This window comes from Streptomyces sp. NPDC088157 (assembly GCF_044741545.1).
Lineage (GTDB): Bacteria > Actinomycetota > Actinomycetes > Streptomycetales > Streptomycetaceae > Streptomyces.
Genome location: NZ_JBIUSU010000005.1, coordinates 646,319 through 672,745 on the forward strand (window position 1 = coordinate 646,319; position 26,427 = coordinate 672,745).

The 26,427-nt window shown below is 68.9% G+C and carries 28 protein-coding genes; 15 read left to right on the forward strand and 13 right to left on the reverse strand.

Going from position 1 to position 26,427, the window contains the following annotated elements; all coding sequences use genetic code 11:
* The first annotated feature begins 77 nt into the window (after window positions 1-77).
* Window positions 78-1,577, forward strand: coding sequence for a glycosyltransferase family 87 protein (locus ACIPFH_RS23025; RefSeq protein ID WP_401828882.1), 1,500 nt, complete (start codon window positions 78-80; stop codon window positions 1,575-1,577).
* A 132-nt stretch (window positions 1,578-1,709) separates the two neighbouring features.
* Here ACIPFH_RS23025 and ACIPFH_RS23030 read toward each other — a convergent pair whose 3' ends face one another.
* The 3 genes from ACIPFH_RS23030 to ACIPFH_RS23040 all read right to left on the reverse strand — a co-directional run bounded on the left by ACIPFH_RS23030 (window position 1,710) and on the right by ACIPFH_RS23040 (window position 4,482).
* A complete protein-coding gene (locus ACIPFH_RS23030) occupies window positions 1,710-2,741 on the reverse strand; it encodes an alanine racemase (RefSeq protein WP_356246830.1) in 1,032 nt (343 codons plus the stop codon).
* Window positions 2,742-2,834: 93 nt separating this feature from the next.
* Window positions 2,835-3,956, reverse strand: coding sequence for a peptidoglycan bridge formation glycyltransferase FemX (gene femX, locus ACIPFH_RS23035; protein WP_356246832.1), 1,122 nt, complete (start codon window positions 3,954-3,956; stop codon window positions 2,835-2,837).
* A gap of 214 nt (window positions 3,957-4,170) precedes the next feature.
* A complete protein-coding gene (locus tag ACIPFH_RS23040; RefSeq protein ID WP_356246834.1) occupies window positions 4,171-4,482 on the reverse strand; it encodes a hypothetical protein in 312 nt (103 codons plus the stop codon).
* A gap of 287 nt (window positions 4,483-4,769) precedes the next feature.
* On the opposite strand from ACIPFH_RS23040, the gene rpsF reads away from it, so the two are divergent.
* The 4 genes from rpsF (at window position 4,770) to rplI (ending at window position 6,529) form a co-directional block, all read left to right on the forward strand.
* Complete coding sequence (gene rpsF / locus ACIPFH_RS23045) at window positions 4,770-5,060, forward strand: 30S ribosomal protein S6 (RefSeq protein WP_006604399.1); 291 nt, start codon at window positions 4,770-4,772, stop codon at window positions 5,058-5,060.
* Between the two features lie 78 nt (window positions 5,061-5,138).
* Window positions 5,139-5,744: a single-stranded DNA-binding protein gene (locus tag ACIPFH_RS23050; RefSeq protein WP_401828884.1), complete on the forward strand. Its 606-nt coding sequence runs from the start codon at window positions 5,139-5,141 to the stop codon at window positions 5,742-5,744.
* An 83-nt stretch (window positions 5,745-5,827) separates the two neighbouring features.
* Complete coding sequence (gene rpsR, locus ACIPFH_RS23055) at window positions 5,828-6,064, forward strand: 30S ribosomal protein S18 (protein ID WP_020130672.1); 237 nt, start codon at window positions 5,828-5,830, stop codon at window positions 6,062-6,064.
* A gap of 18 nt (window positions 6,065-6,082) precedes the next feature.
* On the forward strand, window positions 6,083-6,529 hold the full coding sequence (gene rplI, locus ACIPFH_RS23060) for a 50S ribosomal protein L9 (protein ID WP_328480941.1): 447 nt from the start codon (window positions 6,083-6,085) through the stop codon (window positions 6,527-6,529).
* A gap of 150 nt (window positions 6,530-6,679) precedes the next feature.
* On the opposite strand, the gene ACIPFH_RS23065 is transcribed toward rplI, so the two are convergent.
* Entirely contained in the window at window positions 6,680-8,032 is a 1,353-nt protein-coding gene (locus tag ACIPFH_RS23065) for an MATE family efflux transporter (RefSeq protein WP_401829241.1), read from the reverse strand.
* A gap of 445 nt (window positions 8,033-8,477) precedes the next feature.
* Between ACIPFH_RS23065 and dnaB the strand changes: the two genes are divergently transcribed.
* Window positions 8,478-9,956, forward strand: a complete 1,479-nt coding sequence (dnaB, locus tag ACIPFH_RS23070) for a replicative DNA helicase (RefSeq protein WP_328480943.1) — start codon at window positions 8,478-8,480, stop codon at window positions 9,954-9,956.
* 58 nt (window positions 9,957-10,014) lie between these two features.
* A complete protein-coding gene (locus ACIPFH_RS23075) occupies window positions 10,015-11,400 on the forward strand; it encodes a serine hydrolase domain-containing protein (protein ID WP_401828886.1) in 1,386 nt (461 codons plus the stop codon).
* A 99-nt stretch (window positions 11,401-11,499) separates the two neighbouring features.
* Here the strand turns inward: ACIPFH_RS23075 and ACIPFH_RS23080 are convergent, their stop codons facing one another.
* Both ACIPFH_RS23080 and ACIPFH_RS23085 read right to left on the reverse strand, forming a co-directional pair.
* The gene (locus ACIPFH_RS23080; protein ID WP_401828888.1) at window positions 11,500-11,952 is read right to left on the reverse strand and encodes a GNAT family N-acetyltransferase; all 453 of its coding nucleotides are present in this window, start codon (window positions 11,950-11,952) and stop codon (window positions 11,500-11,502) included.
* A gap of 9 nt (window positions 11,953-11,961) precedes the next feature.
* Window positions 11,962-12,432, reverse strand: coding sequence for a MarR family winged helix-turn-helix transcriptional regulator (locus ACIPFH_RS23085; protein WP_401828891.1), 471 nt, complete (start codon window positions 12,430-12,432; stop codon window positions 11,962-11,964).
* Window positions 12,433-12,573: 141 nt separating this feature from the next.
* On the opposite strand from ACIPFH_RS23085, the gene ACIPFH_RS23090 reads away from it, so the two are divergent.
* Together ACIPFH_RS23090 and ACIPFH_RS23095 are read left to right on the forward strand one after the other, a co-directional pair.
* Window positions 12,574-13,800 (forward strand): MFS transporter, encoded by a 1,227-nt coding sequence (locus tag ACIPFH_RS23090; protein WP_401828893.1) that lies wholly within the window; start codon window positions 12,574-12,576, stop codon window positions 13,798-13,800.
* A 214-nt stretch (window positions 13,801-14,014) separates the two neighbouring features.
* Entirely contained in the window at window positions 14,015-14,434 is a 420-nt protein-coding gene (locus ACIPFH_RS23095) for a heme-binding protein (protein ID WP_401828894.1), read from the forward strand.
* Window positions 14,435-14,509: 75 nt separating this feature from the next.
* Here the strand turns inward: ACIPFH_RS23095 and ACIPFH_RS23100 are convergent, their stop codons facing one another.
* A complete protein-coding gene (locus ACIPFH_RS23100; RefSeq protein WP_401828896.1) occupies window positions 14,510-15,376 on the reverse strand; it encodes a GNAT family N-acetyltransferase in 867 nt (288 codons plus the stop codon).
* 191 nt (window positions 15,377-15,567) lie between these two features.
* Between ACIPFH_RS23100 and ACIPFH_RS23105 the strand changes: the two genes are divergently transcribed.
* A complete protein-coding gene (locus tag ACIPFH_RS23105; protein WP_401828898.1) occupies window positions 15,568-16,200 on the forward strand; it encodes an HAD family hydrolase in 633 nt (210 codons plus the stop codon).
* 402 nt (window positions 16,201-16,602) lie between these two features.
* Entirely contained in the window at window positions 16,603-18,378 is a 1,776-nt protein-coding gene (locus tag ACIPFH_RS23110) for a globin domain-containing protein (RefSeq protein WP_401828900.1), read from the forward strand.
* Window positions 18,379-18,432: 54 nt separating this feature from the next.
* On the opposite strand, the gene ACIPFH_RS23115 is transcribed toward ACIPFH_RS23110, so the two are convergent.
* The 5 genes from ACIPFH_RS23115 to ACIPFH_RS23135 all read right to left on the reverse strand — a co-directional run bounded on the left by ACIPFH_RS23115 (window position 18,433) and on the right by ACIPFH_RS23135 (window position 22,215).
* Window positions 18,433-18,915 carry an NUDIX hydrolase gene (locus tag ACIPFH_RS23115; protein ID WP_356246855.1) on the reverse strand — a complete coding sequence of 161 codons (483 nt, stop codon included), beginning with the start codon at window positions 18,913-18,915 and terminating at the stop codon, window positions 18,433-18,435.
* Between the two features lie 89 nt (window positions 18,916-19,004).
* Entirely contained in the window at window positions 19,005-19,910 is a 906-nt protein-coding gene (locus ACIPFH_RS23120; RefSeq protein ID WP_401828903.1) for a LysR family transcriptional regulator, read from the reverse strand.
* 229 nt (window positions 19,911-20,139) lie between these two features.
* Complete coding sequence (locus ACIPFH_RS23125) at window positions 20,140-21,294, reverse strand: cystathionine gamma-lyase (protein WP_401828906.1); 1,155 nt, start codon at window positions 21,292-21,294, stop codon at window positions 20,140-20,142.
* Window positions 21,291-21,830, reverse strand: a complete 540-nt coding sequence (locus ACIPFH_RS23130; protein ID WP_401828907.1) for a low molecular weight protein-tyrosine-phosphatase — start codon at window positions 21,828-21,830, stop codon at window positions 21,291-21,293. The genes ACIPFH_RS23125 and ACIPFH_RS23130 overlap by 4 nt, the downstream gene beginning before the upstream one ends.
* Window positions 21,831-21,837: 7 nt before the next feature.
* A complete protein-coding gene (locus ACIPFH_RS23135) occupies window positions 21,838-22,215 on the reverse strand; it encodes a phage holin family protein (protein WP_401828909.1) in 378 nt (125 codons plus the stop codon).
* Window positions 22,216-22,273: 58 nt separating this feature from the next.
* Between ACIPFH_RS23135 and ACIPFH_RS23140 the strand changes: the two genes are divergently transcribed.
* The 4 genes from ACIPFH_RS23140 (at window position 22,274) to ACIPFH_RS23155 (ending at window position 24,608) form a co-directional block, all read left to right on the forward strand.
* Window positions 22,274-22,591: a cupin domain-containing protein gene (locus ACIPFH_RS23140; RefSeq protein ID WP_020130690.1), complete on the forward strand. Its 318-nt coding sequence runs from the start codon at window positions 22,274-22,276 to the stop codon at window positions 22,589-22,591.
* A 198-nt stretch (window positions 22,592-22,789) separates the two neighbouring features.
* The gene (locus ACIPFH_RS23145; RefSeq protein WP_356246864.1) at window positions 22,790-23,002 is read left to right on the forward strand and encodes a DUF5326 family protein; all 213 of its coding nucleotides are present in this window, start codon (window positions 22,790-22,792) and stop codon (window positions 23,000-23,002) included.
* A 201-nt stretch (window positions 23,003-23,203) separates the two neighbouring features.
* Entirely contained in the window at window positions 23,204-24,061 is an 858-nt protein-coding gene (locus ACIPFH_RS23150; RefSeq protein ID WP_401828912.1) for an IclR family transcriptional regulator, read from the forward strand.
* Between the two features lie 100 nt (window positions 24,062-24,161).
* Entirely contained in the window at window positions 24,162-24,608 is a 447-nt protein-coding gene (locus tag ACIPFH_RS23155) for an SsgA family sporulation/cell division regulator (protein ID WP_401828915.1), read from the forward strand.
* 240 nt (window positions 24,609-24,848) lie between these two features.
* On the opposite strand, the gene ACIPFH_RS23160 is transcribed toward ACIPFH_RS23155, so the two are convergent.
* Complete coding sequence (locus ACIPFH_RS23160) at window positions 24,849-26,312, reverse strand: YibE/F family protein (RefSeq protein WP_401828917.1); 1,464 nt, start codon at window positions 26,310-26,312, stop codon at window positions 24,849-24,851.
* Window positions 26,313-26,427 lie beyond the last annotated feature (115 nt).

The following is a 26,427-nucleotide window of genomic DNA, read 5'->3' on the forward strand; positions in this document are numbered from 1 at the left end:
GAAACGAGGGCCGCCCCACCGAACGAGGTGGGGCGGCCCTCGGCGTTTTCCTAGGTCTGTACGGCAGGATGGCGCTCATGCCCAGTGCAGAATCGACGCCGACGCGCGCGCACGAGCCGGATTCGGTAAGGCCGACCAGCGATGACCCGGTGGCCGCGGCCGGCAGTGAGCTGATCGGCGGCCCCCTCGGCCGACGGGCCCTGACCGGGACGTCCTGGTGGACTCCCGTGCGGATCATCGCGCTCGTGGCCATCGGGATGTTCGCCCTAGGACTGATCCAGAAGGCGCCTTGCTACAACGGCGGCTGGTTCTTCGGCGCCACCTCCCAGTACACGCACGCGTGCTACTCGGACATTCCGCATCTCTACCAGGGGCGCGGCTTCGCCGACGGACTCGTGCCGTACTTCGACAAGCTGCCCGGCGACATGGACTACCTCGAGTACCCGGTGCTGACCGGCGTGTTCATGGAGGTGGCGAACTGGCTGACCCCGGGCAGCGGCAGCATCCAGGACCAGGAGCAGTGGTACTGGATGGTCAATGCCGGGATGCTGATGGCGTGCGCGGCCGTCATCGCCGTCTGCGTGGCCCGGACGCACGCCAGGCGCCCCTGGGACGGCCTGCTGGTCGCCCTGGCGCCCGCCTTCGCGTTGACCGCGACCATCAACTGGGACCTGCTGGCGGTCGCTCTGACGGCCGCGGCGATGCTCATGTGGTCCCGGGGCCGGTCCGTTGCCTTCGGCGTCCTGCTGGGGCTTGCCACGGCCGCCAAGCTCTATCCCGTCTTCCTGCTCGGTCCCCTGTTCGTGCTGTGCTGGCGTGCGGGGAAGTGGCGGGACTTCGGCAAGGCCCTGGGCGGTGCGGTCGTCGCCTGGCTGGTGGTGAACCTGCCCGTCATGCTCTTCGCCTTCGAGGGGTGGTCGAAGTTCTACCGGTTCAGCCAGGAGCGGGGCGTCGACTTCGGCTCCTTCTGGCTGATCATGGCGCAGAACTCGAAAGATCCACTCACCACCGACAGCGTCAACACCCTCGCCACCCTTCTCGTCGTGCTGTGCGCCGCGGGGATCGCCGTGCTGGCGCTGACCGCGCCCCGCCGGCCCCGCTTCGCCCAACTGGCCTTCCTGATCGTGGCGGCCTTCATCCTCACCAACAAGGTCTACTCGCCGCAGTACGTCCTGTGGCTGGTGCCGTTGGCGGTGCTGGCCCGGCCGAAGTGGCGGGACTTCCTGATCTGGCAGGCGTGCGAGGTCGCCTACTTCCTGGGCATCTGGATGTATCTCGCCTACACGATGAGCGGAGACGCCCACAAGGGCCTGCCGACCGACGGCTATCACTGGGCGATCGGCGTGCACCTGCTGGGGACGCTCTACCTGTGTGGCGTGGTCGTGCGCGACATCCTCATGCCGGAGCGGGACGTAGTGCGGCAGGCGGGTGACGACGATCCCTCGGGCGGGGTGCTCGACGGGGCCGAGGACGTCTTCGTTCTCGGTGCTGCGGCGCATCCGCCCCGGCACGCCTCCCACTTCGACGGGCCGCAGGTGGACTGGGGCAAGCAGGACGCCGTCGACAGTTCGCCCTGAGCGAACACGGTGCGATCGGGGCGACCCGGGCGGCCGAGGCTTCCGGCCCCGGCAGTAGGCCCATCGAAAAGGCCGTACGCGGAGACTCCGTGTACGGCCTTCGCCTTGCCGTGGTTGTTCGGCTCTCGCGCTTCAGCGATCCACGATCCGGTCGAACTGGGTGGTGGTGTGCCGCAGATGGGCCACGAGTTCGTCGCCGACGTGCGGCTCCGGCGCGTCCGAGGGCACGAACAGGATGGACACCTGCATGTGCGGCGGCTCGGCGAACCAGCGCTGCTTGCCGCCCCAGACGAAGGGCGAGAGGTTCCGGTTCACCGTGGCGAGGCCGGCCCGCGCGACGCCCTTGGCGCGCGGCATGACACCGTGCAGGGCCTTGGGGGCCTCCAGACCCACCCCGTGCGACGTACCGCCCGCCACGACCACCAGGAAGCCGTCGGAGGCCGCCTTCTGCTGCCGGTAGCCGAAGCGCTCGCCCTTGGCGACCCGAGTGACGTCGAGGACGGCACCGTGGTACTCGGTGGCCTCGTGGTCCCCCAGCCACAGCCGCGTGCCGATACGGGCGCGGAAGCGGGTCTGCGGGAACTGCTGCCGCAGCCGGGCGAGTTCGTCGGCCTTGAGATGGCTGACGAACATCGTGTGCAGCGGCAGCCGGGCCGCGCGCAGCCGGTCCATCCAGCCGATGACCTCCTCGACGGCGTCGGATCCGTCGGTGCGGTCCAGCGGCAGGTGGATGGCGAAACCCTCGAGCCTGACGTTCTCGATGGCGGCGTGCAACTGCGGCAGGTCCTGCTCGCTGATGCCGTGCCGCTTCATCGAGGACATCACCTCGATCACCACACGAGCGCCCACGAGGCCGTACACACCGTCGACCGACGACACCGAGCGCACCACCCGGTCGGGCAGCGGGACGGGCTCCTCACCGCGCCGGTACGGCGTCAGCACCAGCAGGTCGCCGCCGAAGAAGTCCTTGATGCGCGCGGCCTCGTACGTCGTGCCGACGGCGAGGACGTCCGAACCCAACCGGGTGGCCTCCTCCGCCAGCCGGTCGTGCCCGAAGCCGTAGCCGTTGCCCTTGCAGACCGGGACGAGTCCCGGGAACTGCTCCTGCACGTGCTTGTGATGCGCCCGCCAGCGCGCGGTGTCGACGTAGAGGGTGAGCGCCATGGCCGGACCTGGGACCTTTCTCGTGGCTGCGGTGTGGGGAAACGCGTCAGAGGTGTCAGAGGCGTCAGAGGTATGGAATCACTGAACGTGACGTCAGCGGCGCGACATGTAGATGTCGAGGGCCTTGTGGAGCAGCTTGTTCAGCGGGAAGTCCCACTCGCCGAGGTACTCCGCGGCCTGTCCGCCCGTGCCGACCTTGAACTGGATCAGGCCGAAGAGGTGGTCGGTCTCGTCCAGGGAGTCGGAGATGCCACGCAGGTCGTAGACGGTCGCGCCGAGCGCGTAGGCGTCACGCAGCATCCGCCACTGCATCGCGTTCGAGGGACGGAACTCCCGGCCGATGTTGTCGGACGCGCCGTAGGAGTACCAGACGTGCCCGCCGACGATCAGCATCGTCGCCGCCGAGAGGTTCACACCGTTGTGGCGGGCGAAGTACAGCCGCATGCGGTTGGGGTCCTCGGTGTTGAGGGCGGACCACATGCGCTGGAAGTAGGAGAGCGGGCGCGGCCGGAAGTGGTCCCGCACGGCCGTGATCTCGTACAGCCGCTGCCACTCCTCGAGGTCGTGGTAACCGCCCTGGACGACCTCGACGCCGGCCTTCTCGGCCTTCTTGATGTTGCGACGCCACAGCTGGTTGAAGTTCTTGTGGACCTCTTCAAGGGAACGGTTCGCCAGCGGCACCTGATAGACGTAGCGCGGCTGGACGTCGCCGAAGCCGGCGCCGCCGTCCTCGCCCTGCTGCCAGCCCATGCGGCGCAGCTTGTCGGCCACCTCGAAGGCGCGCGGCTCGATGAAGTCGGCCTCGATGTCGCGCAGTCTCTTCACGTCCGGGTTCTGGATGCCCGCCTTGATGGAGACGGCCTCCCAGCGGCGGATGATCACCGGCGGACCCATCTTCACCGAGAAGGCGCCCTGTTGCTTGAGGTGCGCGAGCATCGGTTCCAGCCAGTCGGCCAGATTCGGCGCGTACCAGTTGATGACCGGACCCTCGGGAAGGTACGCCAGGTAGCGCTTGATCTTGGGCAGTTGGCGGTAGAGGACGAGGCCCGCGCCGACCAGCTCACCGGTCCGCTCGTCGAACCAGCCGAGGCTCTCCGAACGCCATTCGGCCTTGACATCGGCCCAGGCCGGAACCTGCATGTGGCTCGCCGACGGCAGGCTCTGGATGTATGCCAGATGCTGCTCGCGGCTGATCGTCCTCAGGGTCAGGCTCATTCGGGGCGCTCCTCGGGCTGGTGTGTCCCCATGGGTACAGGGGCTCCGGCTCTCGCGCCGAAGCCTACTGCGCCTGGCGAGCGGCCTGACTGGGCGTACGGAACCTGCGCCCCGGCCCGTGCGCGGCCGGGGCGTTCCGTCCGGATTCGTAGGTGTCCTACGTGTCTTTCGGCGCGGGCGGGGCCCGTGGTGCGGGCTCCGGCGGCGCTCTAGGTCACCAGACTCCGCCGAAGAGGCCGCCGTGGGCCATGCCGATGAAGAAGCCGACGCCTGCGGCACCGAGACCCACGATCAGACCGAAGCGCTCACGGGTGGTCTCGGAGATCCACTGTCCGTACGCGCCGGTCAGGATTCCCACCAGGCCGGCCCAGGAGCTGAGCAGATGAAGGCTGTGGAAGAACGATGTGACGAAGGCAGTCACACCGAGCACCAGCGTCACCGCGAGCAGGGTGTCCTGGAACGGATGGGTTTTGCCGTCGGTGGCGAAGAGAGATCCGGCGGTATTGGGTCGCAATGCCTGTGCCATGTGGCACCTCCTGCGGAAGGCGGCGCATCGTAGCGCCATACACACCCGACGTGTACAGAGTGACGGTCATCCACGCCGGATTTCAACCGGAAGCGTGTGTGCAGGTAGTCTGTACCGTCTGCACCGGTGTCTGCCCAGGCATTGCCAGGGAGTCCGTCCAGCTCAAAGCGGGGAAGTCGCCAGCCGACCCCCGATTGTCAGTGGCGGCCGATACCGTTGCGTACGCATCACAACCCTCCTGCCACGGATCGACCGTGGCCGCTGAGTCCAAAGGAGGTGGGTTCCACATGCGTCACTACGAAGTGATGGTCATCCTCGACCCCGATCTCGAAGAGCGCGCTGTCTCCCCGCTGATCGAGAACTTCCTCTCCGTCGTCCGTGAGGGCAACGGCAAGGTGGAGAAGGTCGACACCTGGGGCCGTCGTCGTCTCTCGTACGAGATCAAGAAGAAGCCCGAGGGCATCTACTCGGTCATCGACCTGCAGGCCGAGCCTGCGGTCGTCAAGGAGCTCGACCGCCAGATGAACCTGAACGAGTCGGTCCTCCGGACCAAGGTCCTCCGTCCCGAGACCCACTGAGCTCTCCAGCTCAGCTGATCTCGGGATTCTGAGTAGCAGCACAAGCAGCCAGCAGCAAACCCGCCGAGAGGTTCCCCCATGGCAGGCGAGACCGTCATCACGGTCGTCGGCAATCTTGTCGACGACCCCGAGCTGCGCTTCACCCCCTCCGGTGCGGCGGTCGCGAAGTTCCGTGTCGCGTCCACTCCCCGCACCTTCGACCGGCAGACGAACGAGTGGAAGGACGGCGAGAGCCTGTTCCTGACCTGCTCGGTCTGGCGTCAGGCGGCGGAGAACGTCGCGGAGTCGCTCCAGCGAGGCATGCGCGTCATCGTGCAGGGCCGGCTGAAGCAGCGGTCCTACGAGGACCGTGAGGGCGTCAAGCGCACGGTCTACGAGCTGGACGTCGAGGAAGTCGGCGCCAGTCTGCGCAGTGCCACGGCCAAGGTCACCAAGGCCTCCGGCCGCGGTGGCCAGGGTGGCTACAGCGGTGGCGGCGGTGGCGGTGGCGGCCAGGCCGGCGGCGGCTGGGGCGGAAGCTCCGGCGGTGGCCAGCAGGGCGGCGGCACTCCCGCCGAGGACCCGTGGGCGACCGGCGCTCCCGCCGGTGGCAACCAGGGCGGTAGCGGTGGTGGCGGCGGCTGGGGTGGAAACTCCGGCAGCGGCGGTGCCGGTGGCGGCTACTCGGACGAACCCCCCTTCTAGGGCCCTTCGGGTCCGGGTTTCCGGGCCCGAACGGGTCGAGGGTGGGTCGAATCCCAACTTCTTGATCACACAGGAGAAACACCATGGCGAAGCCGCCTGTGCGCAAGCCTAAGAAAAAGGTCTGCGCTTTCTGCAAGGACAAGGTCACGTACGTGGACTACAAGGACACGAACATGCTGCGGAAGTTCATTTCCGACCGCGGCAAGATCCGTGCCCGCCGCGTGACCGGCAACTGCACGCAGCACCAGCGTGACGTCGCCACGGCCGTCAAGAACAGCCGTGAGATGGCGCTGCTGCCGTACACCGCCCAGGCGCGATAAGGGAAGGGTGACCGACAAATGAAGATCATCCTCACCCACGAGGTCTCCGGCCTCGGTGCCGCCGGCGAGGTCGTCGACGTCAAGGACGGCTACGCTCGCAACTACCTGATCCCGCGGAATTTCGCTATCCGCTGGACCAAGGGTGGCGAGAAGGACGTCGAGCAGATCCGTCGTGCTCGCAAGATCCACGAGATCCAGACCATCGAGCAGGCCAACGCTGTGAAGGCCCGGCTCGAGGGCGTGAAGGTCCGTCTGGCCGTGCGCTCCGGCGACGCCGGTCGTCTCTTCGGTTCCGTCACTCCGGCCGACATCGCTTCGGCGATCAAGGCTGCCGGTGGCCCCGAGGTCGACAAGCGCCGCATTGAGCTCGGCTCGGCGATCAAGACCCTGGGCGCCCACGAGACGTCCGTGCGTCTGCACCCCGAGGTTGCCGCCAAGGTCAACATCGAGGTCGTCGCGGCCTGATCGCTGCGCTCGGCTTGAAGAGCTGAGAAGGGGCCGCACCCGCTGGGTGCGGTCCCTTCTGTTTGCTTGTTTCACGTGAAACGCCGGTTCAGGCACCGGTTGTTTCATACGTCGCGCTGTTTCGTGCGGCGTCGGTTTCACGTGAAACGGTCAACGTGTAGCGCCGGTGATGACCCATCGGCCGGATCGGGCCCGCAGCCAGAGAGTCACCATTCGGACCGTCATCATCAGTGTCATGGCTCCCCAAACCGCGGTGAGGCCGCCACCGAGGACCGGCACCAGCAGGGCCACCGGGGTGAAGACCGCCAGGGTGAGCACCATGGCCCAGGCGAGGTAGGGGCCGTCTCCTGCACCCATCAGTACACCGTCCAGCACGAAGACGATTCCGCAGATGGGCTGGGAGAGCGCCACCACGAGAAGGGCGGGCAGCGCTGCCTCCTTCACGGCAGGGTCGCCGGTGAAGAGCGGCAGGAACAGTGGTCGGGCGATCACGACCAGCAGGCCGAGCACCATACCTACGGCGATGCCCCACTCGACCATGCGCCGGCAGACGTCACGGGCGCCCTGTGCGTCGTCCGCACCGAGATAGCGTCCGATGATGGCCTGCCCGGCGATGGCGATGGCGTCGAGAGCGAAGGCCAGCAGACTCCACAAGCCCAGGGCGATCTGGTGCGCCGCGATGTCGTCGTCTCCGAGACGGGCGGCCACGGCGGTGGCGATCAACAGAATCGCCCTCAGTGAGAGCGTGCGGACCAGCAGCGGAGCCCCGGCCTGGGCGGACGCCCTGATGCCTACGGCGTCGGGCCGCAGAGACGCGCCATGACGCCGGGCTCCTCGGATCACCACCGCGAGGTAGACCACGGCCATGCCCCACTGGGCGATCACGGTGCCCCAGGCAGAACCGGCGATGCCGAGATCCGCGCCGTAGACGAGGCCGACGTTCAGGATGGCGTTGGCGACGAATCCCCCGACCGCGACGTAGAGCGGTGTCCTCGTGTCCTGGAGCCCGCGCAGAACACCGGTCGCGGCCAGAACGACGAGCATGGCCGGGATGCCGAGTGCCGAGATGCGCAGATACGTCGACGCGTACGGAGCGGCCGTGTCCGAAGCGCCGAAGAGGTCCACAAGCGCCGGAGAGGTCGGCAGAACGGCCATGATCACAGCGGCACCGAGCAGGAGGGCCAGCCAGATGCCGTCCATGCCCTGGCGGATGGCTGCCGGCAGGTCGCCGGCGCCCACGCGACGCGCGACGGCGGCTGTGGTCGCGTAAGCGAGGAAGACGAAGACGCTGACGGCTGTCGTCAGAAGTGCTGAGGCGACTCCGAGTCCGGCCAGTTGGGCGGTGCCCAGATGGCCGACGATCGCGCTGTCGGCCATGACGAAGAGCGGCTCGGCGACAAGCGCGCCGAAGGCCGGGACGGCCAGTGCCACGATCTCTCGATCGTGCTGTCGCCGGGCGGCCCTGAGGGGCGCGGGAGCCTGTGTCATGACCACCAATCTAATCGTCCACAGGTAAGAGATGCAATCAGCTTGTGACCCTTACTCTCGCTCGCGCCGCACATCCTCTCGTGTGCCGTTCGAAGAGATCTTGGTCCGACCGGGCAACTTTTTCTTCTGCACAGCCGGTGGATGGAGAAGGTGCAGGTCAGGGGCTCTGAGCAAGAAAAGAAGAGGGCTTGTTCACAAGGCTGTCCACCGGGTCGTGCACAGGTTTTGCGGAGTTCTCCACAGCATCGGGGCCGTCGTCCACATGGCCTGTGGATAACCAGATTGGCTGACGGTGCCCACGGGCCTACCGTGGTCCGGCGTGTGCTCCGTCCGTCGGCCGACGAAACCATCATAAAACCGACGCGTCACAACCGGAGTTGGCGCTCTCAATTGTCAGTGCCGTGCCGTAGAAAGAAGGCATGGCGAGGTCCGCTCGGCGCGGACGGGAGGAGGTGGCTCGGTGAGCATTTCCGAGCCCTTGGACGACCCGTGGGCCGACAGCGGGCCCAGCGATCGTCTCCCTCCAGCCCGCCGGCGTGGAGACGGGGGGCGCGGCCGTGACGAACAGCACGATCGCGGCCGGGACAGTGGTGAGTGGGAAGGCGGTGGCACCGCCTTCGAGCGGGTACCGCCACAGGACCTCGACGCCGAGCAGTCCGTCCTCGGCGGCATGCTCCTGTCCAAGGACGCCATCGCCGACGTGGTGGAGGTCCTCAAGGGCCACGACTTCTACAAGCCCGCCCACGAGACGATCTACCAGGCGGTCCTCGACGTCTATGCCAAGGGCGAGCCTGCCGACCCCATCACGATCGCCGCGGAACTCACCAAGCGCGGCGAGATCAACAAGGTCGGTGGCGCGTCCTATCTCCACACGCTCGTCCAGACGGTGCCGACGGCCGCAAACGCCGAGTACTACGCGGAGATCGTCCACGAGCGGGCCGTGCTGCGCCGCCTGGTCGAGGCCGGCACCCGCATCACGCAGATGGGGTACGCGGGCGACGACGACGTCGACGAGATCGTCAACCGCGCCCAGGCCGAGATCTACGCCGTCACCGAGCAGCGCACCAGCGAGGACTACCTCCCGCTCGGCGACATCATGGAGGGCGCCCTCGACGAGATCGAGGCGATCGGTTCGCGCAGCGGCGAGATGACGGGTGTGCCCACCGGCTTCACGGACCTCGACTCGCTCACCAACGGTCTGCACCCGGGCCAGATGATCGTCATCGCGGCCCGTCCCGCCATGGGCAAGTCGACGCTCGCGCTGGACTTCGCGCGCGCGGCGTCGATCAAGCACAACCTGCCGAGCGTCATCTTCTCCCTGGAAATGGGGCGCAACGAGATCGCGATGCGCCTGCTGTCCGCCGAAGCCCGCGTCGCCCTGCACCACATGCGTTCCGGCACCATGACGGACGAGGACTGGACCCGTCTGGCACGCCGGATGCCCGAGGTCTCCTCCGCACCGCTGTACATCGACGACTCCCCGAACCTGTCGATGATGGAGATCCGCGCGAAGTGCCGCCGACTGAAACAGCGCAACGACATCAAGCTCGTGATCATCGACTATCTCCAGCTGATGCAGGCCGGTGGTTCCAAGCGCTCCGAAAGCCGTCAGCAGGAGGTCTCGGACATGTCCCGTAACCTCAAACTGCTGGCCAAGGAGCTCGAGGTCCCGGTGATCGCGCTCTCGCAGCTCAACCGTGGCCCCGAGCAGCGCACGGACAAGAAGCCGATGGTGTCCGACCTGCGTGAGTCGGGCTCCATCGAGCAGGACGCCGACATGGTGATCCTGCTGCATCGTGAGGACGCCTACGAGAAGGAGTCTCCGCGCGCCGGCGAGGCGGACATCATCGTGGGCAAGCACCGTAACGGCCCGACAGCCACGATCACCGTCGCCTTCCAGGGCCACTACTCGCGCTTCGTGGACATGGCGCAGACCTGATCCGCGCCCTGGGCGAAATGAGCTCGACGCCGGCCGCGCGGACGGGTGGACTGAGCCCATGACGACACCTCAGGAAGAGCTGCTGCCCGGCACCCGGCGGGCGCTGCTGCACCGGATCGCCGTGGCCCAGGCCGAAGGGCGGGCTCCGTCGCTCGTCGCCGCGGTCGTACGGGACGGGCGGGCCGTGTGGCACGGCGCGCGGACCTCGGTCGACGGCCACGCACCGGACGAGAACGTGCAGTACCGGATCGGCTCGATCACCAAGACCTTCACCGCCGTGCTCGTGCTGAGGCTGCGCGACGAGGGAGTGCTCGACCTCGCGGACCCGTTGGAGAAGTACCTGCCCGGAACCGGTGCGGGAGAGGCCACGGTGGCCGAACTGCTCGCCCATACCGGCGGGTTGGCGGCCGAGCCGCCCGGGCCGTGGTGGGAGCGGACCCCGGGCTCGCTGCGGCCCGAGCTCGCCGACATCCTGGGCGACCGGGCCGCTCCGCATCCGGTCGGCCGTCGTCACCACTATTCGAACCCCGGCTACGCGCTTCTGGGCGCCCTCGTGGAAGAGCTCCGCGGTGCGCCCTGGGACGAGGTACTGCGGCGAGAAGTGCTCGAACCTCTGGACCTTGATCGCACAACCATGCGATCGCAGGCTCCGGCCGCGGGTGGCTGGGCGGTGCATCCCTGGGCCGACGTGCTGCTCCCCGAGCCCGCCGAGGACTTCGGAGGGATGGCTCCGGCGGGCCAGCTCTGGTCGACGTCCGGCGACCTGGCGCGATTCGCCGCCTTCCTGGCGCGGGGCGACGACCGCGTACTGGGCGCGGATACCCTGCGCGAGATGTGGACGCCCGCGGCTCCGGCCGGGCTGACGGATGTGGCGGACGGTGCCGCCTATGGACTGGGGCTACAGATCCAGCACCGGGAGGGCCGCTTGCTCGTGGGCCACTCCGGTTCGGTTCCGGGATTCCTGGCCACCCTCACCATCGGTGTGGCGGACGACGTCGCCGCCGTGGTGCTCGCCAACTGCACGTCCGGGCTTCTGACATCCCAGGTGGCCGCGGATCTCGTACGCATCGTCGCCGAGGCGGAACCGCGGATTCCCGAGCCGTGGCGCCCGCTTCGCGAGGTGGACCCGGCAGTTCTGGAGTTGGCGGGCCAGTGGCATTGGGGGACCAGCCCCGTTGCCCTGCGGGTGACGGCCGACGGGCTGGTCTCCCTGGGGCCGCTGTCCGGCGGGGGCCGAAGCTCCCGGTTCCGGCCGAACGGGGACGGCACCTGGACCGGCCTGGAGGGCTATTACGCCGGAGAGCTCCTGCGGGCCGTACGACGGCCGGACGGGAGCGTGGACCACCTGGACCTCGGGTCTTTCGTGTTCACCCGTCAGCCGTACGAGGAGGGGGCTGCCGTGCCTGGTGGTGTCGACCCGGAGGGGTGGCGGGGCATCCGCTAGCCGCCCACCAGGAGGGAGCGCTCTGTTTCACGTGAAACAAGGCGCTTCTCTTTTGGGAACCACCGGACGGGCCGGGCCGAGTGCCCCGCACCGGAGCCTTCAGAGTTGCAGCTTGAAGCCCACGTGGGAGGCGACGAAGCCGAGACGCTCGTAGAAGCGGTGGGCGTCGGTACGGGCGTTGTCGGAGGTCAGCTGCACCAACTGGCAGTTCTCGCGCCGTGATTCCTCGATCGCCCACTCGATGAACCGGGAGCCCAGACCGCTGCCGCGCTCATCGGCGTGTACCCGCACGCCTTCGATGATCGACCTGGTCGAACCACGGCGCGACAGGCCCGGGACGATCGTCAGCTGGAGTGTGCCGACGACACGTCCCTCGCGGACGGCGACGACGACACGCTGGTTCGGGTCGGCGCTGAGTCGTTCCAGTGCGGCCAGGTAAGGGCTGAGATCGTCCGGTGACTCGCGCTGCGCACCCAGGGGGTCATCCGCGAGCATGGCGACGACTGCGGGGATGTCCTCGGCGACGGCGGCCCGTATTTCAAGATCTCCCATGCCCCAACCCTAGGCTCCCGTAGCGGCGGGTGTCTTCAGTGACTCCACGACCCGTACCAGCGGGGCCAGTTCAGCGTTTCTGGCGGCTTCGTCGAGTGCCTCGCGCAGGGCGGCGTCGTTGGTGGGACGGGCTTCGGCGAGCAGTTCCAGACCGGCCTCGGTGACGTTGGTGTAGATGCCACGGCGGTCGGTGGGGCACAGGTAGCGCTCGAGCAGTCCCCGGTCCTCGAGCCGGGTCACCAGCCGGGTTGTCGCACTCTGGCTGAGGACGACCGCGTCGGCCACCTGCTTCATCTGGAGATGTCCCCCGTCGCCGTCGTGCTGCCGGCTGAGCACGTCGAGCAGGGAGTACTCGCGCACGCTCAGGTCGTGCCGGGCCTGGAGTGCGCGCTCGATGTGGGCCTCGATCCTCCCGTGCAGCAGGGAGAGCGCGCACCAGCCCTGGGCGAGAGCGGTGAGTGCGGGGTCCGTCGCAGTCATGCGGGTTCTCCTCCGTCCCGGAGCGGCTGTCACCAGGATAGGGCAAGCATGCAATAGACGGCGCTTGCCTATAACCCGCGTCTGCAACTATTGTGGACGCACGCTAAGCGCATCTGCAATTGTCTGGAAGGTACTACCCCCATGCCTCTCGCGCTTCTGGCCCTCGCGATCGGGGCCTTCGGAATCGGAACCACCGAGTTCGTGATCATGGGCCTGCTGCCCGAGGTCGCGGGTGACTTCGGTGTCTCGATCCCCACAGCAGGCTTCCTCGTGACCGGCTACGCGCTCGGTGTCATGTTCGGCGCGCCGCTGATGACCGTCCTCGGCACGAAGGTCTCCCGCAAGCGGATGCTGATGCTGCTGATGGGTCTGTTCATCGTCGGCAACCTGCTCTCCGCCGTCGCCCCGTCGTTCGCCGTCATGCTGATCGGCCGTGTGGTCGCCTCGCTCGCACACGGCGCGTTCTTCGGTATCGGCTCGGTCGTCGCCGCGGATCTGGTCGCCCCACAGAAGAAGGCCGGGGCCATCGCGATGATGTTCACCGGACTCACCGTCGCCAACGTCGTGGGCGTACCGCTGGGCACCCTCGTCGGACAGAGCGTCGGCTGGCGCGTCACCTTCGCCATCGTCGCCGCGCTCGGCGTCGTGGGCCTGGCCGGCATCGCCAAGCTCGTGCCCGAACTGCCCCGGGCCGAGGATGTGCGCCTGCGGCACGAGCTGGCCGCCTTCAAGAACGCCCAGGTGCTGCTCGCCATGGCGATGACCGTCCTCGGCTTCGGCGGCGTCTTCGCGGCCATCACCTACATCGCGCCGATGATGACCCACGTCGCCGGCTTCGCTGACGGATCCGTCACCTGGCTGCTGGTCCTCTTCGGGCTCGGCATGGTCGGCGGCAACCTCGTGGGCGGCAGGTACGCCGACCGCGCGCTGATGCCGATGCTGTACGTCTCTCTGGGAGCCCTGGCGGTCGTTCTGGCGCTCTTCACGCTGACCGCCCACAACAAGGTCCTGGCGGCCGTCACGATCCTCCTGATCGGCGCCCTGGGCTTCGCCACCGTTCCGCCGCTGCAGAAGCGCGTCCTGGACCAGGCCCACGGTGCGCCGACGCTGGCGTCGGCGGTCAACATCGGCGCCTTCAACCTCGGCAACGCGCTGTCCGCCTGGCTCGGCGGTCTCGTCATCGCCGCCGGGCTGGGCTACACCGCCCCGAACTGGGTCGGCGCCGCCCTTGCCGCGGGAGCCCTGCTCCTCGCCCTCGTCTCGTCCGCGCTGGAGCGCCGCGACGACACCGCCGCTGTTGCCGGCGCCCCCAGCGCCCCCGTCGGCGGCGGCAAGCCCACCGAGCGCCAGACGGCCGTCCAGCGGTGAATCCCGCCGGTCACCCCGCTGGGCCGGGGCTGCCCGGGCGGGGTGACCGGCGCCCGACCGTCCTCCGCGGCGACCTCGACCACACCGATCCCGATGACTCACCACTTCGAAACGGCCTGCGAAGCCGATACGGCCTGCGAAGCCGATACGACCCGCGAAGCCGGAACCCCGTCAACCCGTCAACCCGTCAATCCCGCAAGGAGAAGTCCCCCTCATGAGCACCACCACCGTCGTGCCCCTGACCATCCATGACGCCGAAGCCCTCGTCACGGCCGCCTGCCGTGCCGCCGAGGCAGACGGCGTCACGGTCAGCGTCACCGTCCTGGACGCGGGTGGCCATCTGCTGGCGTTCCGGCGCGATGACCGGGCCGTACTGATCTCCGGGGAGACGAGCACGCGCAAGGCGTACACGGCACTTCAGCTGAACGCCCCCACCGCCGACCTCGTCGATGCCGTGCAGCCCGGCGGCCTCTTCCACACCCTGCCCACGGCGCTCGACCGGCCGCTGCTGTTCATTGCCGGGGGTGTGCCGGTGCGTCGAGACGGCCGCCTGATCGGCGCGATCGGGGTCGGGGGCGGCTCCCCGGAGCAGGACCACGGCTTCGCCACGGCCGCCGTGGAGACGCTCGCCTGACCCGGCGAGTGCGCGAAGAACGCCGGTCCCGACCATCGAGTCGAGGGAACCGGCGTTCTTCCGTGTCTCCCGGCTTCAGCCGGCCGCCACGGTCAGTGGAGCGAACCGGCGGCGCCAGTCGCCCGGCAACTCCGCGATCCCGTGGGCCATCACGGCGTTGAACGCGACGGATTGCAGGCCCCGTGCCTTCACCCACGTCAGCAGTTCCTCGTGCCGTACGTCGATGTCGGTGCGCAGCGGCCGGTCGGTGTGGGCGGCGAGGGAGGCCAGCAGGGCCTTCGCAGTCTCCGTGTCCCTCGCGATCAGCGGACCCACGACCTGCGTGTCCATGTTGGGCCATGCGGCCGCGTAGCCGGTGATCCGGCCCTCGTCCTCGGCGACCCGCAACCGGTCCGCGAAGGCGGGGAGGCGGGTGATCACGTGCGTGCGATCGCTCCCGAAGACCTCCTCGTCGAGCCGGAGGATCGCGGTGAGGTCCTCGGCCGTGGCCGCGCGGGTGACGACCTGCGAGGAGGGTTCTCCCGGCGTGAAACGCCCACGCACCATTTCCGCCCGGCCGATGGTCTTGAAGCCCAGCTCCTCGTAGAGCGGACGGCCGTTCGGCGTGGCGTGCAGGGTCAGCGGGGTGGTGCCCATCAGGGTGACGACATGCCGCATCAGCCGCCGGCCGATGCCCTGCCGGGCATGCCGCTCGGCGACCAGCACCATGCCGATGGCGCCGAGGGCGGGGCGCCCGGGCGGGCCGTACGCGGTGACGACGCACGCGCTGACGAGTCCCCCGTCGGGGTCGTCGATGCCGTAACCCGTTCCGGCCGAGAGGAGGAAGCCCCACTTGTGCTCCTCGCGCGGCCACCCCCGGTCCTCGGACAGGTCGGCGCAGGCGGTGAGATCGCGGTGCGTCAGACGACGGACGGGGAGAGCGGCGAGGGAAGGAGTCGGCACGCGGGTCAGGCTGTCCGACCGGTGCCGTCGGCGTCCACCTGTTTCCCCCGGACGTACGTGCTTTTGGCCATCCTGTAGCGCACGCACAACGCGTCGGCAGCGAGGCGCTGTTTCACGTGAAACAGCGGCGGACGGCAGTGTGGGAGAAGGACTCTCGGAGAGGTGACAAGGCTCCCCGTTAGCCTCGGGTCATGGCGAGACTTCACCTCTTCGACCTTGACGGCACACTCCTGCACGGGACCTCAGCGCCGTTGGAGATCTCACGTCAACTCGGCCTGGAAGCCGAGACGATGGTTCTTGAGCAGTCGATCTCGGCGGGGCTGATCGGGCCGCCGGAGTACGCGACGCGGGTGTGCGACCTCTGGACGCAACTCACTGAGGAGCATGTGACGGCGGCGTTCGAAGGCGCACCGTGGCTGACACGCATCCGTGATGTCTGGGCGGAGATCAGACGCAGCGGGGAGTACTGCGCCGTCGTGTCGCTCTCGCCTTCCTTCTTCGTGGAGAGACTCACCGGGTGGGGCGCCCATGCGACCTATGGATCCCGTTTTCCGGTGCTCCCTTTCACCGAGCCCGTGGACCCGGCGGGAGTGATGAGCGCGGCGGCCAAGGTGCTGATCGCCGACCGGCTGTGCGCGGAGTTCGGAGTGTCCCGGGACGACTGTGTGGCGTATGGAGATTCGCTCTCCGACAAGGATCTGTTCGCGACCGTTCCCGTCTCCGTGGCGGTCAACTCGGACCTTCATCTGTCGGGCCTCGCGACCCACTCCTATGTGGGGCGGGACCTGTGGGAGGCCTATGAACTGGTGCGCTGCGACAGCTGATTGAAGGAACCTGCAGCTCGTGTGCCCAGCGCGGCCCGGGGCCGGGAGGGGGCAATCGTGGGGCGGGCGGCGCCCGGTATGGTCGACTCCGGTTCTCTTCCGGGACGAAGTGCGCGAGGTGTGGTGTACACATTCCGCGCGAGCCGAGAACAGGGCAATGCAGCCTAACAGGACGGAGTGATCGAAGAACCGCATTTGCGGTCATGTGGCCGAGGTGCCCGTACAGGATGGGATGCTGCGTGAGATTGGCGCCCTCTTTCACGCACGCGCCTCATGTGCGCGTGCGCAGAGGGGATGCGGATGGACCGCGGCTGTCTCGGTGGTGGAACCGAACGGAAGAACAAGCCGTCTGCGGGGAAGCAGGCACCTTTCGATCCAGTAAGTGCGCAGACCGACCGAAATATGTTCGAGGCGAGGCACACCATGGACGCTCCGACCAGCAGGTCGGCCGACAACGGCACGTCCGGCGGCGGGGACGGATGGTTCACACCGCGCAAACAACCGGAGCCGGAGCCGGTGCCGCGGGGTGAGCAAGGGGCTTCAGAGGGCCGTCGTCTGGCAGCGCTGCGGCCGGTGGGGCGGCACACGGTCGACTCCCAGGAGGGTGTGCCCCAGGACGGCAGCAGGGACACAGGGCGCCGAATACAGCCGGAGCAGGCGGCCCCAGACGTGACGGCGGCCGCTCCTGAGAGCGCCCTGCCCCAACCACCGGCCTGGCCGGAATCCCTCATCGAGGCCCAGCGCCCGGTCGAGATGCCCCCGTCCGGGCGGCCCGGCACAGCCGCCCCGCCCGGACCGGCGGCCCCGCCCGAGGCGCCCGCCGCCGCTCAGGGCCGCGCGGAGCCTCAGGTACTCGTAGAGCCTCGGGTACGCGTCCAGCAGCAGACACCCTCCGAGACACCCACGCGGCCTCAGGCGTCCGTCGAGCCGCAGGCACCCGCAGAAGCGCCCGCGTCCCTCCGGCAGAGCGCGCCGGCCGAATCCGGTTCGTCCCTGCAGCGGTTATCGGCCTCGCCCGTCGATTCGCTGGTGCCCGTTCGGCGGTCGGCGCCGGTCAGGGACGCGTCGCCGGACGCCGTCCTCGTCCGGCGGACCATGGCCGAGGTGGCCCCGGTGGCCGACAAGGTCACGTCGTACTTCTACGCGTTGCTCTTCGTCCGCCACCCCGAGCTGCGCTCGCTCTTCCCGCCCGCGATGGACGCCCAACGGGACCGGCTTCTCAAGGCACTGCTCACCGCCGCCGAACACATCGACAATCGCCCGGTCCTCGTCGAATACCTCCAGAACCTCGGCCGTGGTCACCGCAAGTACGGGACCCGGGCCGAGCACTATCCGGCGGTCGGCGAGTGCCTCATCGGCGCGCTGAGCAAGTACGCGGGCACGGTGTGGAACGCCGATACGGAGGCCGCCTGGGTCCGGACGTACACCTCGATCTCCCAGGTCATGATCGACGCAGCGGCCGTGGACGAGCTGCGCGCACCGGCCTGGTGGTACGCGGAGGTCGTCACGCGCGACCTCAGAACGCCGGACGTGGCGGTCCTCACCGTCCGCGCGGACCAGCCCTACCCCTTCCGCGCCGGGCAGTACGCGAGCCTGGAGACGCCGTGGTGGCCACGGATCTGGCGGCACTACTCCTTCGCCTCGGCTCCCCGTTCCGACGGCCTGCTGGCGTTCCACGTGAAGGCCGTCCCCGCGGGCTGGGTCTCCAACGCTCTGGTGCACCGGGCCCGGCCCGGTGACGTCGTTCGACTCGGTCCGCCGGCCGGTTCGATGACCGTCGACCACACCAGGGACAGCGGACTGGTCTGCCTGGGCGGCGGAACCGGCATAGCCCCCATCAAGGCGCTGGTCGAGGACGTCGCCGAGCACGGCACGCGGCGTCCGGTCGAGGTGCTCTACGGCGCGCGCAGCGACCTCGACCTGTACGACATCGACACGCTGCTCAGGCTCCAGCGGTCGCACCCCTGGCTGGAGGTCCGCCCGGTGGTCGACCGGCACGGTCGGCTCCAGCTGCCTGACGCGATACGCGCCTTCGGGCCCTGGGCCGGGTACGACGCCTATGTCTCCGGTCCACCCGGCATGATCCGCAGCGGGGTGGATGCCCTGCGGGGCGTCGGCATCCCCTCGGAGCGCATACGCCATGACTCGGTCGAGGAACTGGTCGCTGCCGGGAGCTGAGGTCCGGAGCCCCGCAGACAGTCCGTGGAGCACCCGGTGACCGGGCTCCGGGCCTCAGCCGAGGTCCGGAGCGTGCATGGCGCGGACGCCCTCGATGTTGCCGTCGAGATAGTGCCGCAGAGACAGTGGCACGAGGTGGACGGAGGCGATCCCGACCCGAGTGAACGGCACGCGGACGATTTCGTACTCGCCGGCGGGTTCCTCGATCTCGGGGCCGTGCCGCAGGGCCGGGTCCATCGACTCCAGACGGCAGACGAAGAAGTGCTGCACCTTTACGCCGGTCGAACCCCCGTCCGCACCGATGTGCTCGACGGTGTCGACGAAGCAGGGCACCACGTCAGCGATCTTGGCGCCGAGCTCCTCGTACACCTCGCGGTGCAGGGCGTCCACCACGGTCGAGTCATCCGGTTCGACCCCACCGCCGGGCGTGACCCAGTAGGGATCCACACCGGGCTTGGTGCGCTTGATCAGGATCAGGTTGTCGCCGTCCAGCAGGACGGCTCGTGCGGTGCGCTTGACCACGGGTCGGACGGTCATGGGAGAAATGTGGCCCCGCTGGTTCCACGTGAAACATCGCGAGATGTCCCCGGACGAGATCATTCCGCGCAACCGATCGAAAACAGGGGTCAGTACCAAGCGGCGGCCGCCCCCAGCAGCCACTCGTGGGCCCGCGCGACATGCGGCATCGCCAGCGTTCCGGTGCGCACCACCAGGACGTAGGTCCGTAGCGGTGGCACGGCCGGCTCGTGCAGCTCGACGACTTCACCGCGTTCGAGAGCGGCAGCGCACAGATAGCGGGGCAGGACCGCCAGACCGGCGCCCGCGACAGCACACGCGAGGACCGCGCGCAGGTCGGGAACGATGACGGTGCCCGAGGCGGCGGGGCGGGAGTCGAAGACGGAGGCCCAGTAGCGGGAGACCAGGGGCAGCGACTCGTGGACCTCGACGACCGGGAGGTTCTCCAGCGCGGAAGCGCCCTTGCGGCACAGCTTCCCGGAGTCGATGCGCTCGTCCCACTGCGGGGCGGCGACCAGGACGTGCTCCTCGTCGCACAGCGGAGTGGCCGTGAGCAGTGCCCCGCGCGGTCGGGCCGTACTGATGGCCAGGTCGTGGTGCCCGGCGGACAGGCCCTCCAGGACCTCCTCGGCGTTTCCGAAGGAGGCACGCAGGGCGAACCCCTGTCCGTCGCCGCCGGCCAGCTCGGTGAGGGCGGGAAGGGCCCGCTCGGCGGTGAACTCGGGGGGCCCGGCGAGGTGCAGTGTCCGCCCGGTGGAGTCGTCGTCGAGGCCGGTCTCGGCGATCTCCACCAGGGCGTCGAGATGGGGCGCGGCCTTGTGGGCGAGCTCGTCGCCGATGCTCGTCGGCGTCACGCCGCGGGCCTGCCGCAGGAACAGCGGACGGCCCAGCTGCCGCTCCAGCGTGCGGATCTGCGAGGTGACGGCCGGCTGGGACAGGCCCAGCAGAGCGGCTGCGCGAGTGAAGGAGCCGGCCCGGTGCACGGTCACGAAGGTCCGCAGCAAGGCCAGATCCATGGAGCGTCCTCCCTCTTCCCTGCCCTTCTTCCAGCTCCGGGGCAGGGCCCAACTATAAATATGTCGATAGGTCTCTGTCGCTACTGTGATTGGACACTGACACAGAGTCAACTAGCTTTGTTCGCGCGGTTCTTCGCGTGCGGAACCGAGGGCGGTCCGAGCCACGAGGGGGGAGGCTCGGACCGTCCGTTGTGCGTGGCGGGACCGCCCTCGGGGTTCCTCGAGGCGGTCACCGTGCCGACTCCTCCAGTGCCCGCAGCACATCCGGCACCAGGTCCTCGGGATCCTCGGCACCGACGGACAGCCGAATGAAGCCCTCCGGCACCGCGTCCCCGCCCCAGCGCCCGCGCCGCTCCGCCGTGGAGCGCACTCCGCCGAAGCTCGTCGCCTCCTCCACGAACCGCAGTTCCTCGAGGAAGCGCTCGGCACGCGCGCGCGTGGACAGCGTGAAGGAGATCACGCACCCGTAGCGGCGCATCTGCTGCGAGGCGACCTTGTGCGACGGATCGTCCGGCAGCCCCGGGTACCGCAGCCCGCTCACCTCGGGCCTCCCCCGCAGCGCCTCGGCCACAGCCATGGCGGTGGCGCTCTGCCGCTCGACGCGCAACTGGAGCGTGGCGATCGACCGGTGCGCGAGCCAGGCCTCCATGGGCCCGGGGATCGCCCCGACGATCTTGCGCCAGCGCCGTACGGCCGTCATCGGTTCACCGGCCGGCCCGGTGACGTAGCCGAGGAGGACGTCGCCGTGGCCCGTGAGCTGCTTGGTGCCGCTGGCCACCGAGAAGTCGGCGCCGAGTGCCAGCGGACGCTGCCCGAGCGGGGTGGCGAGCGTGTTGTCCACGGCCACCAGGGCGCCACGCGCGTGTGCCGCCTCGACGAGCCGCCGGATGTCGCACACGTCGAGCCCGGGGTTCGACGGGGTCTCGATCCACAGCAGCTTCGCGCCGTCCAGGACGTCCAGCTGGGCATCGCCGCCGGTCGCCGCGGTACGTACCTCGATGCCGTAGGCCTCCAACTGCGCGCGCACCAGTGGAAGCACCTGGTAGCCGTCGTCGGGCAGCACGACGGTGTCCCCGGCCCGCAGCTGTGAGAACAGCACCGACGAGATGGCGGCCATGCCGGAAGCGAAGACGAGCGTCTCGACGCCGTCCCGGCCCGGCGCCTCGAGCTCACCGATGGCCTGTTCCAAATGGGTCCAGGTCGGGTTCTCGTCACGGCCGTAGGTGTACGGGCCGGTGGGCTCGCCCGGCAGGTGGAAGTGCGCTGCGAACACCGGACCGGGGAGGGTCGGCTCGTGCTTCACCGGCTCGGGCAACCCCGCCCGCACCGCGCGCGTCCCCTCGCCGGGGCCCGCGGGGAGCTCTCCCTCGGTGGATTCGTTCATGCCACTCGTCCTTCCACGTCGTCACGTACGGCGGCGAGCAGGCCGGTGCTCGCCTCCTCCACCATCTCAAGGCACTCCTCGAAGCCGTTGCGGCCCCCGTAGTAGGGGTCGGGGACGTCGAGGTCCTCGTCGGCCGGACCGGCGGGGGCGAACGGAGAACGCGTCGAGGGGTGGTCGGGTGACGGGCGGGCGTACGACCGCAGCAGCCGTACCTTCGCCGCGTCCTCCTCGGTGGGTGCGAGGAGGCGCAGGGCCTCGAGATGGCCGGAGTCGAGGGCTATCACCAGGTCGAGGCGGGCGAACCAGGACGGCTCGAAGCGCCGGGCCGTGTGGGCGAGGGTGTATCCGTGCTCCTCCAGGACCGAGAGTGCGCGCGGATCGGCGTTCTCGCCCTCGTGCCAGTCGCCCGTGCCGGCGCTGCCGACGTCGATCAACCCGTCGAGGCCGGCGTCGCCCACGCGCGCGCGAAAGACCGACTCGGCCATCGGCGAGCGGCAGATGTTGCCGGTGCAGACGAAACAGACGCGGTAGGTCATCGCAGGCTCAATCGCCGTCGGGCATGGCGACGTTGAGTGCCCAGGAGACGACGGAGATGATCAGACCGCCGAGCACCGCTGTCCAGAAGCCGTCCACGTGGAAACTCAGGTCGAGCTTGTCTGCCAGCCATGAGGTCAGCAGCAGCATCAGGGCGTTGACCACCAGGGTTATCAGGCCGAGCGTGAGGATGAACAAGGGGAAGGTCAGCACCTTGAGGATCGGCTTGACCAAGAAGTTGACCAGGCCGAAAAGCAGTGCGACGACGATGAGGGTGCCGATCTTCTTGCCCGTGCTGTCACCGGTCAGAGTGATCTTGTCGAGCAGCCAGACGGCGACCGCCAGGGCGCCTGCGTTGGCGATCGTCTTGACTACGAAATTCTTCATGTGTCTGATCGTGGCAGAGAGATCGCGAACGAGCACCGGACGAGGGCGGACAAGGTCGATGAAGGCATTCCGGTTGGATGAACTGGAGGCGGAACGAGCCGCCAACGATGGCGCGTACCTGCAGTTTCTGCGTGAGCGGAACATGTCGGTCGGGCTGTACGCGCTCGACGCGGGCGCACATGATCCGCAGAACCCGCACAACCAGGACGAGGTGTACTTCGTCGTGAGCGGGCGCGCCTCGATCACCGTCGGTCTGGAGACCACTCAGGTGGCGCGTGGCAGCGTGGTGTACGTCCCGGCCGGGGTCGCCCACAAGTTCCATCACATCAGCGAGGACCTGCGGGTCCTGGTCGTGTTCTCGCCGGCCGAGGGCTGAAGCCCTCCGTCAGGAGCGTCTCCGACTGGCGGTCGACCAGCGGTCTCGGGGTTCCCTAGGGGTTCGGTCAGGGAAGGACAAGGGGCGCGAGGCCCCCGTCGGGCCCCTCTACGGCCCTAGCATCGACGGCAGGACATCGAAACGTTCCGGCCCGACAGGGGTGCCGGACATCGACCGAAGAGGATGAGGACAAGGGCGATGCGAGAGATCTTCGCGGGACTGCCGTGGTGGGTGAAGTGGGTCGCGGTGCCGGTCATCGCCCTGGTCGTGTTCGGCGGCCTGATAGCCAGCGTCGTCGGGTTCGTGATCGGCCTGCTCTTCAAGCTGCTGGTCTTCGTGGCGCTGGTCGGCGGACTGGTCTACGTCGTAAGGAAGTTCACGTCGAGTTCCTCGTCGCGCAGCGACTGGTGAGCGGTGCGGGAGGCCGGTGATCGGTAACAGGAATCACCGGTTCCCTCGGCCGGGGGAAGTTTCCCCGACAGGCCGTCTGCAAGCGGTGGCAGGCGGTTAAAGTCCGGAACTCGTCGCGGGGACGACCCCGCGAGTGGCGTACCCCCCTCCCGTGTTCCCCGCACGGGCCGCCCCCTCGCGCTTCGGGAGTGACCCTTGGCCATGGTTGACACCGCATCCGCAGAACCGTACGCACCCCCCACCCGGCCGCGTTCCTCCGCACCCCCGCTGCAACGCCCGCCGAACACGGCCGTCTCCGAGCATCCACACCCGGCGGCCACCCTGATCGGCTCCGTCCAGCGCGCCATGCGCCTGCTGGAATCCGTCGCGGAGCACGAATTCGGGGCTCCGGCCAAACAACTCGCCCGCGAGACCGGCCTCGCGCTGCCCACGGCTTACCACCTGTTGCGCACCCTGGTGCACGAGGGCTATCTGCGCCGGGAAAAAGGGCTGTTCTTCCTCGGCGAGGCGGCCGAGCGGCTCGGTACGAGCGGAGCCGCGCAGAAACGTCGCAGCACCGTCGCCGACACCCTCGCCCAGTGGCGCGATTCGATCGGTGTGCCCGTCTACTACGCCAGGTACCGGGACGGCGAGATCGAGATCATGTGCGTCTCCGACACTCCGGGCAATCCGGCGGTCGAGGAGTGGGCCGACTTCCGCGAGACCGGACACGCGCACGCCATCGGGCAGTGCCTGCTCTCCCAGCTGGACGAGGACACCCGCCGGGACCACCTTGCCCGCTACCCGGTGCAGTCGATCACGCCGTACACCGTGCGTGACGACCGCAGTCTGCTGCGGCGCCTGGAACGGATGCGGCGTATGGAACCGGTGGTCGAGCGGCAGGAGTACGCGGTCGGGACGGTGTGTGCCGCCATCCCGATCACCGTGGGCACCACGGCGGCCACGATGGCCATCTCCCTCCCCGCCCATCATGCCGACCGGCTGCTGCCCGCGGCCCGCAAACTGCAGAGCGAGGTCGGACGGCTGCTGGGATCACTGGCGATCTCTATCAGTATCTGAAAACTCACTCCTTGTGATCTGTTGTGTACGTTCAGCAAGATGCGTGCAGTGTCAGAAGGTCCATTCCCGGCCAGTCGGCGGCAAATGACGGGGTAAGGCGATGCGCGAGTCCGTGCAGGCAGTACAGGCAGAGGTCATGATGAGCTTCCTCGTGTCCGAAGAGCTCTCGTTCCGCATCCCGGTGGAGTTGGGTTACGAGTCGTGCGATCCCTACGCGGTGCGACTGACGTTCCACCTGCCCGGCGATGCCCCGGTGACCTGGGCCTTCGGGCGCGAGCTGCTCATCGACGGGGTGGGCAGGCCGTGCGGCGAAGGGGACGTCCGCGTCTCGCCGGTGGACACCGACGTGCTGGGGGAGGTCCTGATCCGGCTTCAGGTCGGCGCCGACCAAGCGCTGTTCCGCTCCTCGGCGGCCCCGCTCGTCGCGTTCCTCGACCGCACCGACAAGCTGGTCCCACTGGGCCAGGAGGGTGCACTCGCGGACTTCGACACGCACTTGGACGAGGCGCTGGACCGGATCCTTGCGGAGGAGCAGAGCGCCGGCTGACGTGATGGCGATGAGTGGCGGCGAGTGGTGGTGGAACGCTCCGCCGTGGTCGGTGTCGTGCAGGAACGCTTCTTCTCAGCCGAGGCGGGCGCCTGCACGGCTTCTCGAGGCTCCTGGAGGCCTTCCAGGAGCGGCGCCGGCCCGCTCGAGTGTTCCGGTCGGGAGAGTGGGGCGCGCCCGGGTCAGCCGGATTCCCGGCACTCGGGCGCCCTCTCGCCTCTGCTCCGCGCTACGTCCGCCTCAGCGCTTGCGCCGTCGGCCCCGGCCGCCCCGGGTCTGGGGGGTATGTGCGGCCGTCGTTCCCGACGGAGCCGCAGGAACCGCTTCGCGGGCCACCGAGGGCGCCTTCGCAGGGCCTGACCGGTCGGCGGAGACCACCAGGGCCGCCAGGGCCGTGGTGACGGGCACGGAGGCGACCAGGCCGATCGAGCCCACCAGCGTGCGCACGATCTCCTCGGCGACCAGTTCGCTGTTGGCGACGGCGCCCACGCTGCTCTGCGCGATCGAGAAGAGCAGCAGCAGCGGCAGCGCGGCACCGGCGTAGGCGAGGACGAGCGTGTTGACCACGGACGCGATGTGGTCGCGGCCGATACGGATGCCGGCCCGGTACAGGCCGCGCCAGCCCATCGAGGGGTTGGCCTCGTGCAGCTCCCAGACCGCCGACGTCTGAGTGACCGTCACATCGTCGAGGACACCGAGCGAACCGATGATGATGCCGGCGAGCAGCAGGCCGCTCATGTCGATCGACGGGTACAGGCCATGGATCAGGCCGGTGTTGTCGTCCGTGTTGCCGGTCAGCGCGGCCCAGTCGATGAACAGCGAACCCAGGATGCCGATCAGCAGCAGCGAGATCAGGGTGCCGAGCACTGCGACGGATGTGCGGGCCGAGAGGCCGTGACAGAGATACAGGGCGATCAGCATGATGGCGCTCGATCCCACCACGGCCACGACGAGCGGGTTCGATCCCTGGAGGATCGCGGGCAGGACGAAGAAGTTCAGCACCATGAAGCTGATGGCCAGCGCGACCAGTGCCATGACCCCCCGAAGCCGCCCGACGACCACGACGGCGGCCGCGAAGATGAGGGCCAGGACCGTCATGGGGATCCGACGGTTCACGTCGGTGACCGAGTACTGGAGGTCCTTCGGCGCGGAGGGCTCGTAGGCGACCACGACCTTCTCGCCCTGTTCCAACTGCCGTGACTGGTCCGGCTGGACGATCTCGGTGAACGTACGGCCCTTGTCGCTGCCGGTGTCCACGCGGATCGTCGCCCGCTTGCAGGTACCGCTCGCCTGCTGTTGCGCCGATGAGCCCTCGGCCGTGGAGGTGTCGCCGGTGGGAGCGTCGCCCGAGGCGTTCACCGACGCACAGCTCACGCTCACCACCTTGGTGACGGTGGCCTGCTGGGTCTGCCGGTCGAAGCCGACTCCGGTGCGCTCGTGCGCCGGGGCGCCGCCGGGCCACAGCACCACGAGCCCCACCAGCACCGCGGCACCGAACGGGATGAGGATGGCCGCGATGACCTTGCGCAAGTGCCGGGAGACGGGGGTGGCCGGGCCGTGGCTGTGGCTGTGACCGTGCGCATGTCCGTGCCCGCCACCTGAACCGGAGCCGTCTCCGCCCCGCGGACCCTCGCCGTGACCGCCGCCGTGTCCCACGCCGGGACCGTCACCGGGGCCGCCACCATGACCACCGTCGTGGCTCATCTCATGACCGTGTTCGCGGTCGAAGCCATATCCGTCCCCAGGGCCGGCACCGGGACCCGGCCCAGCACCGGTACCCGGCCCGGGACGAGGACCGGCCCCGTACTCCTGCCTGCGT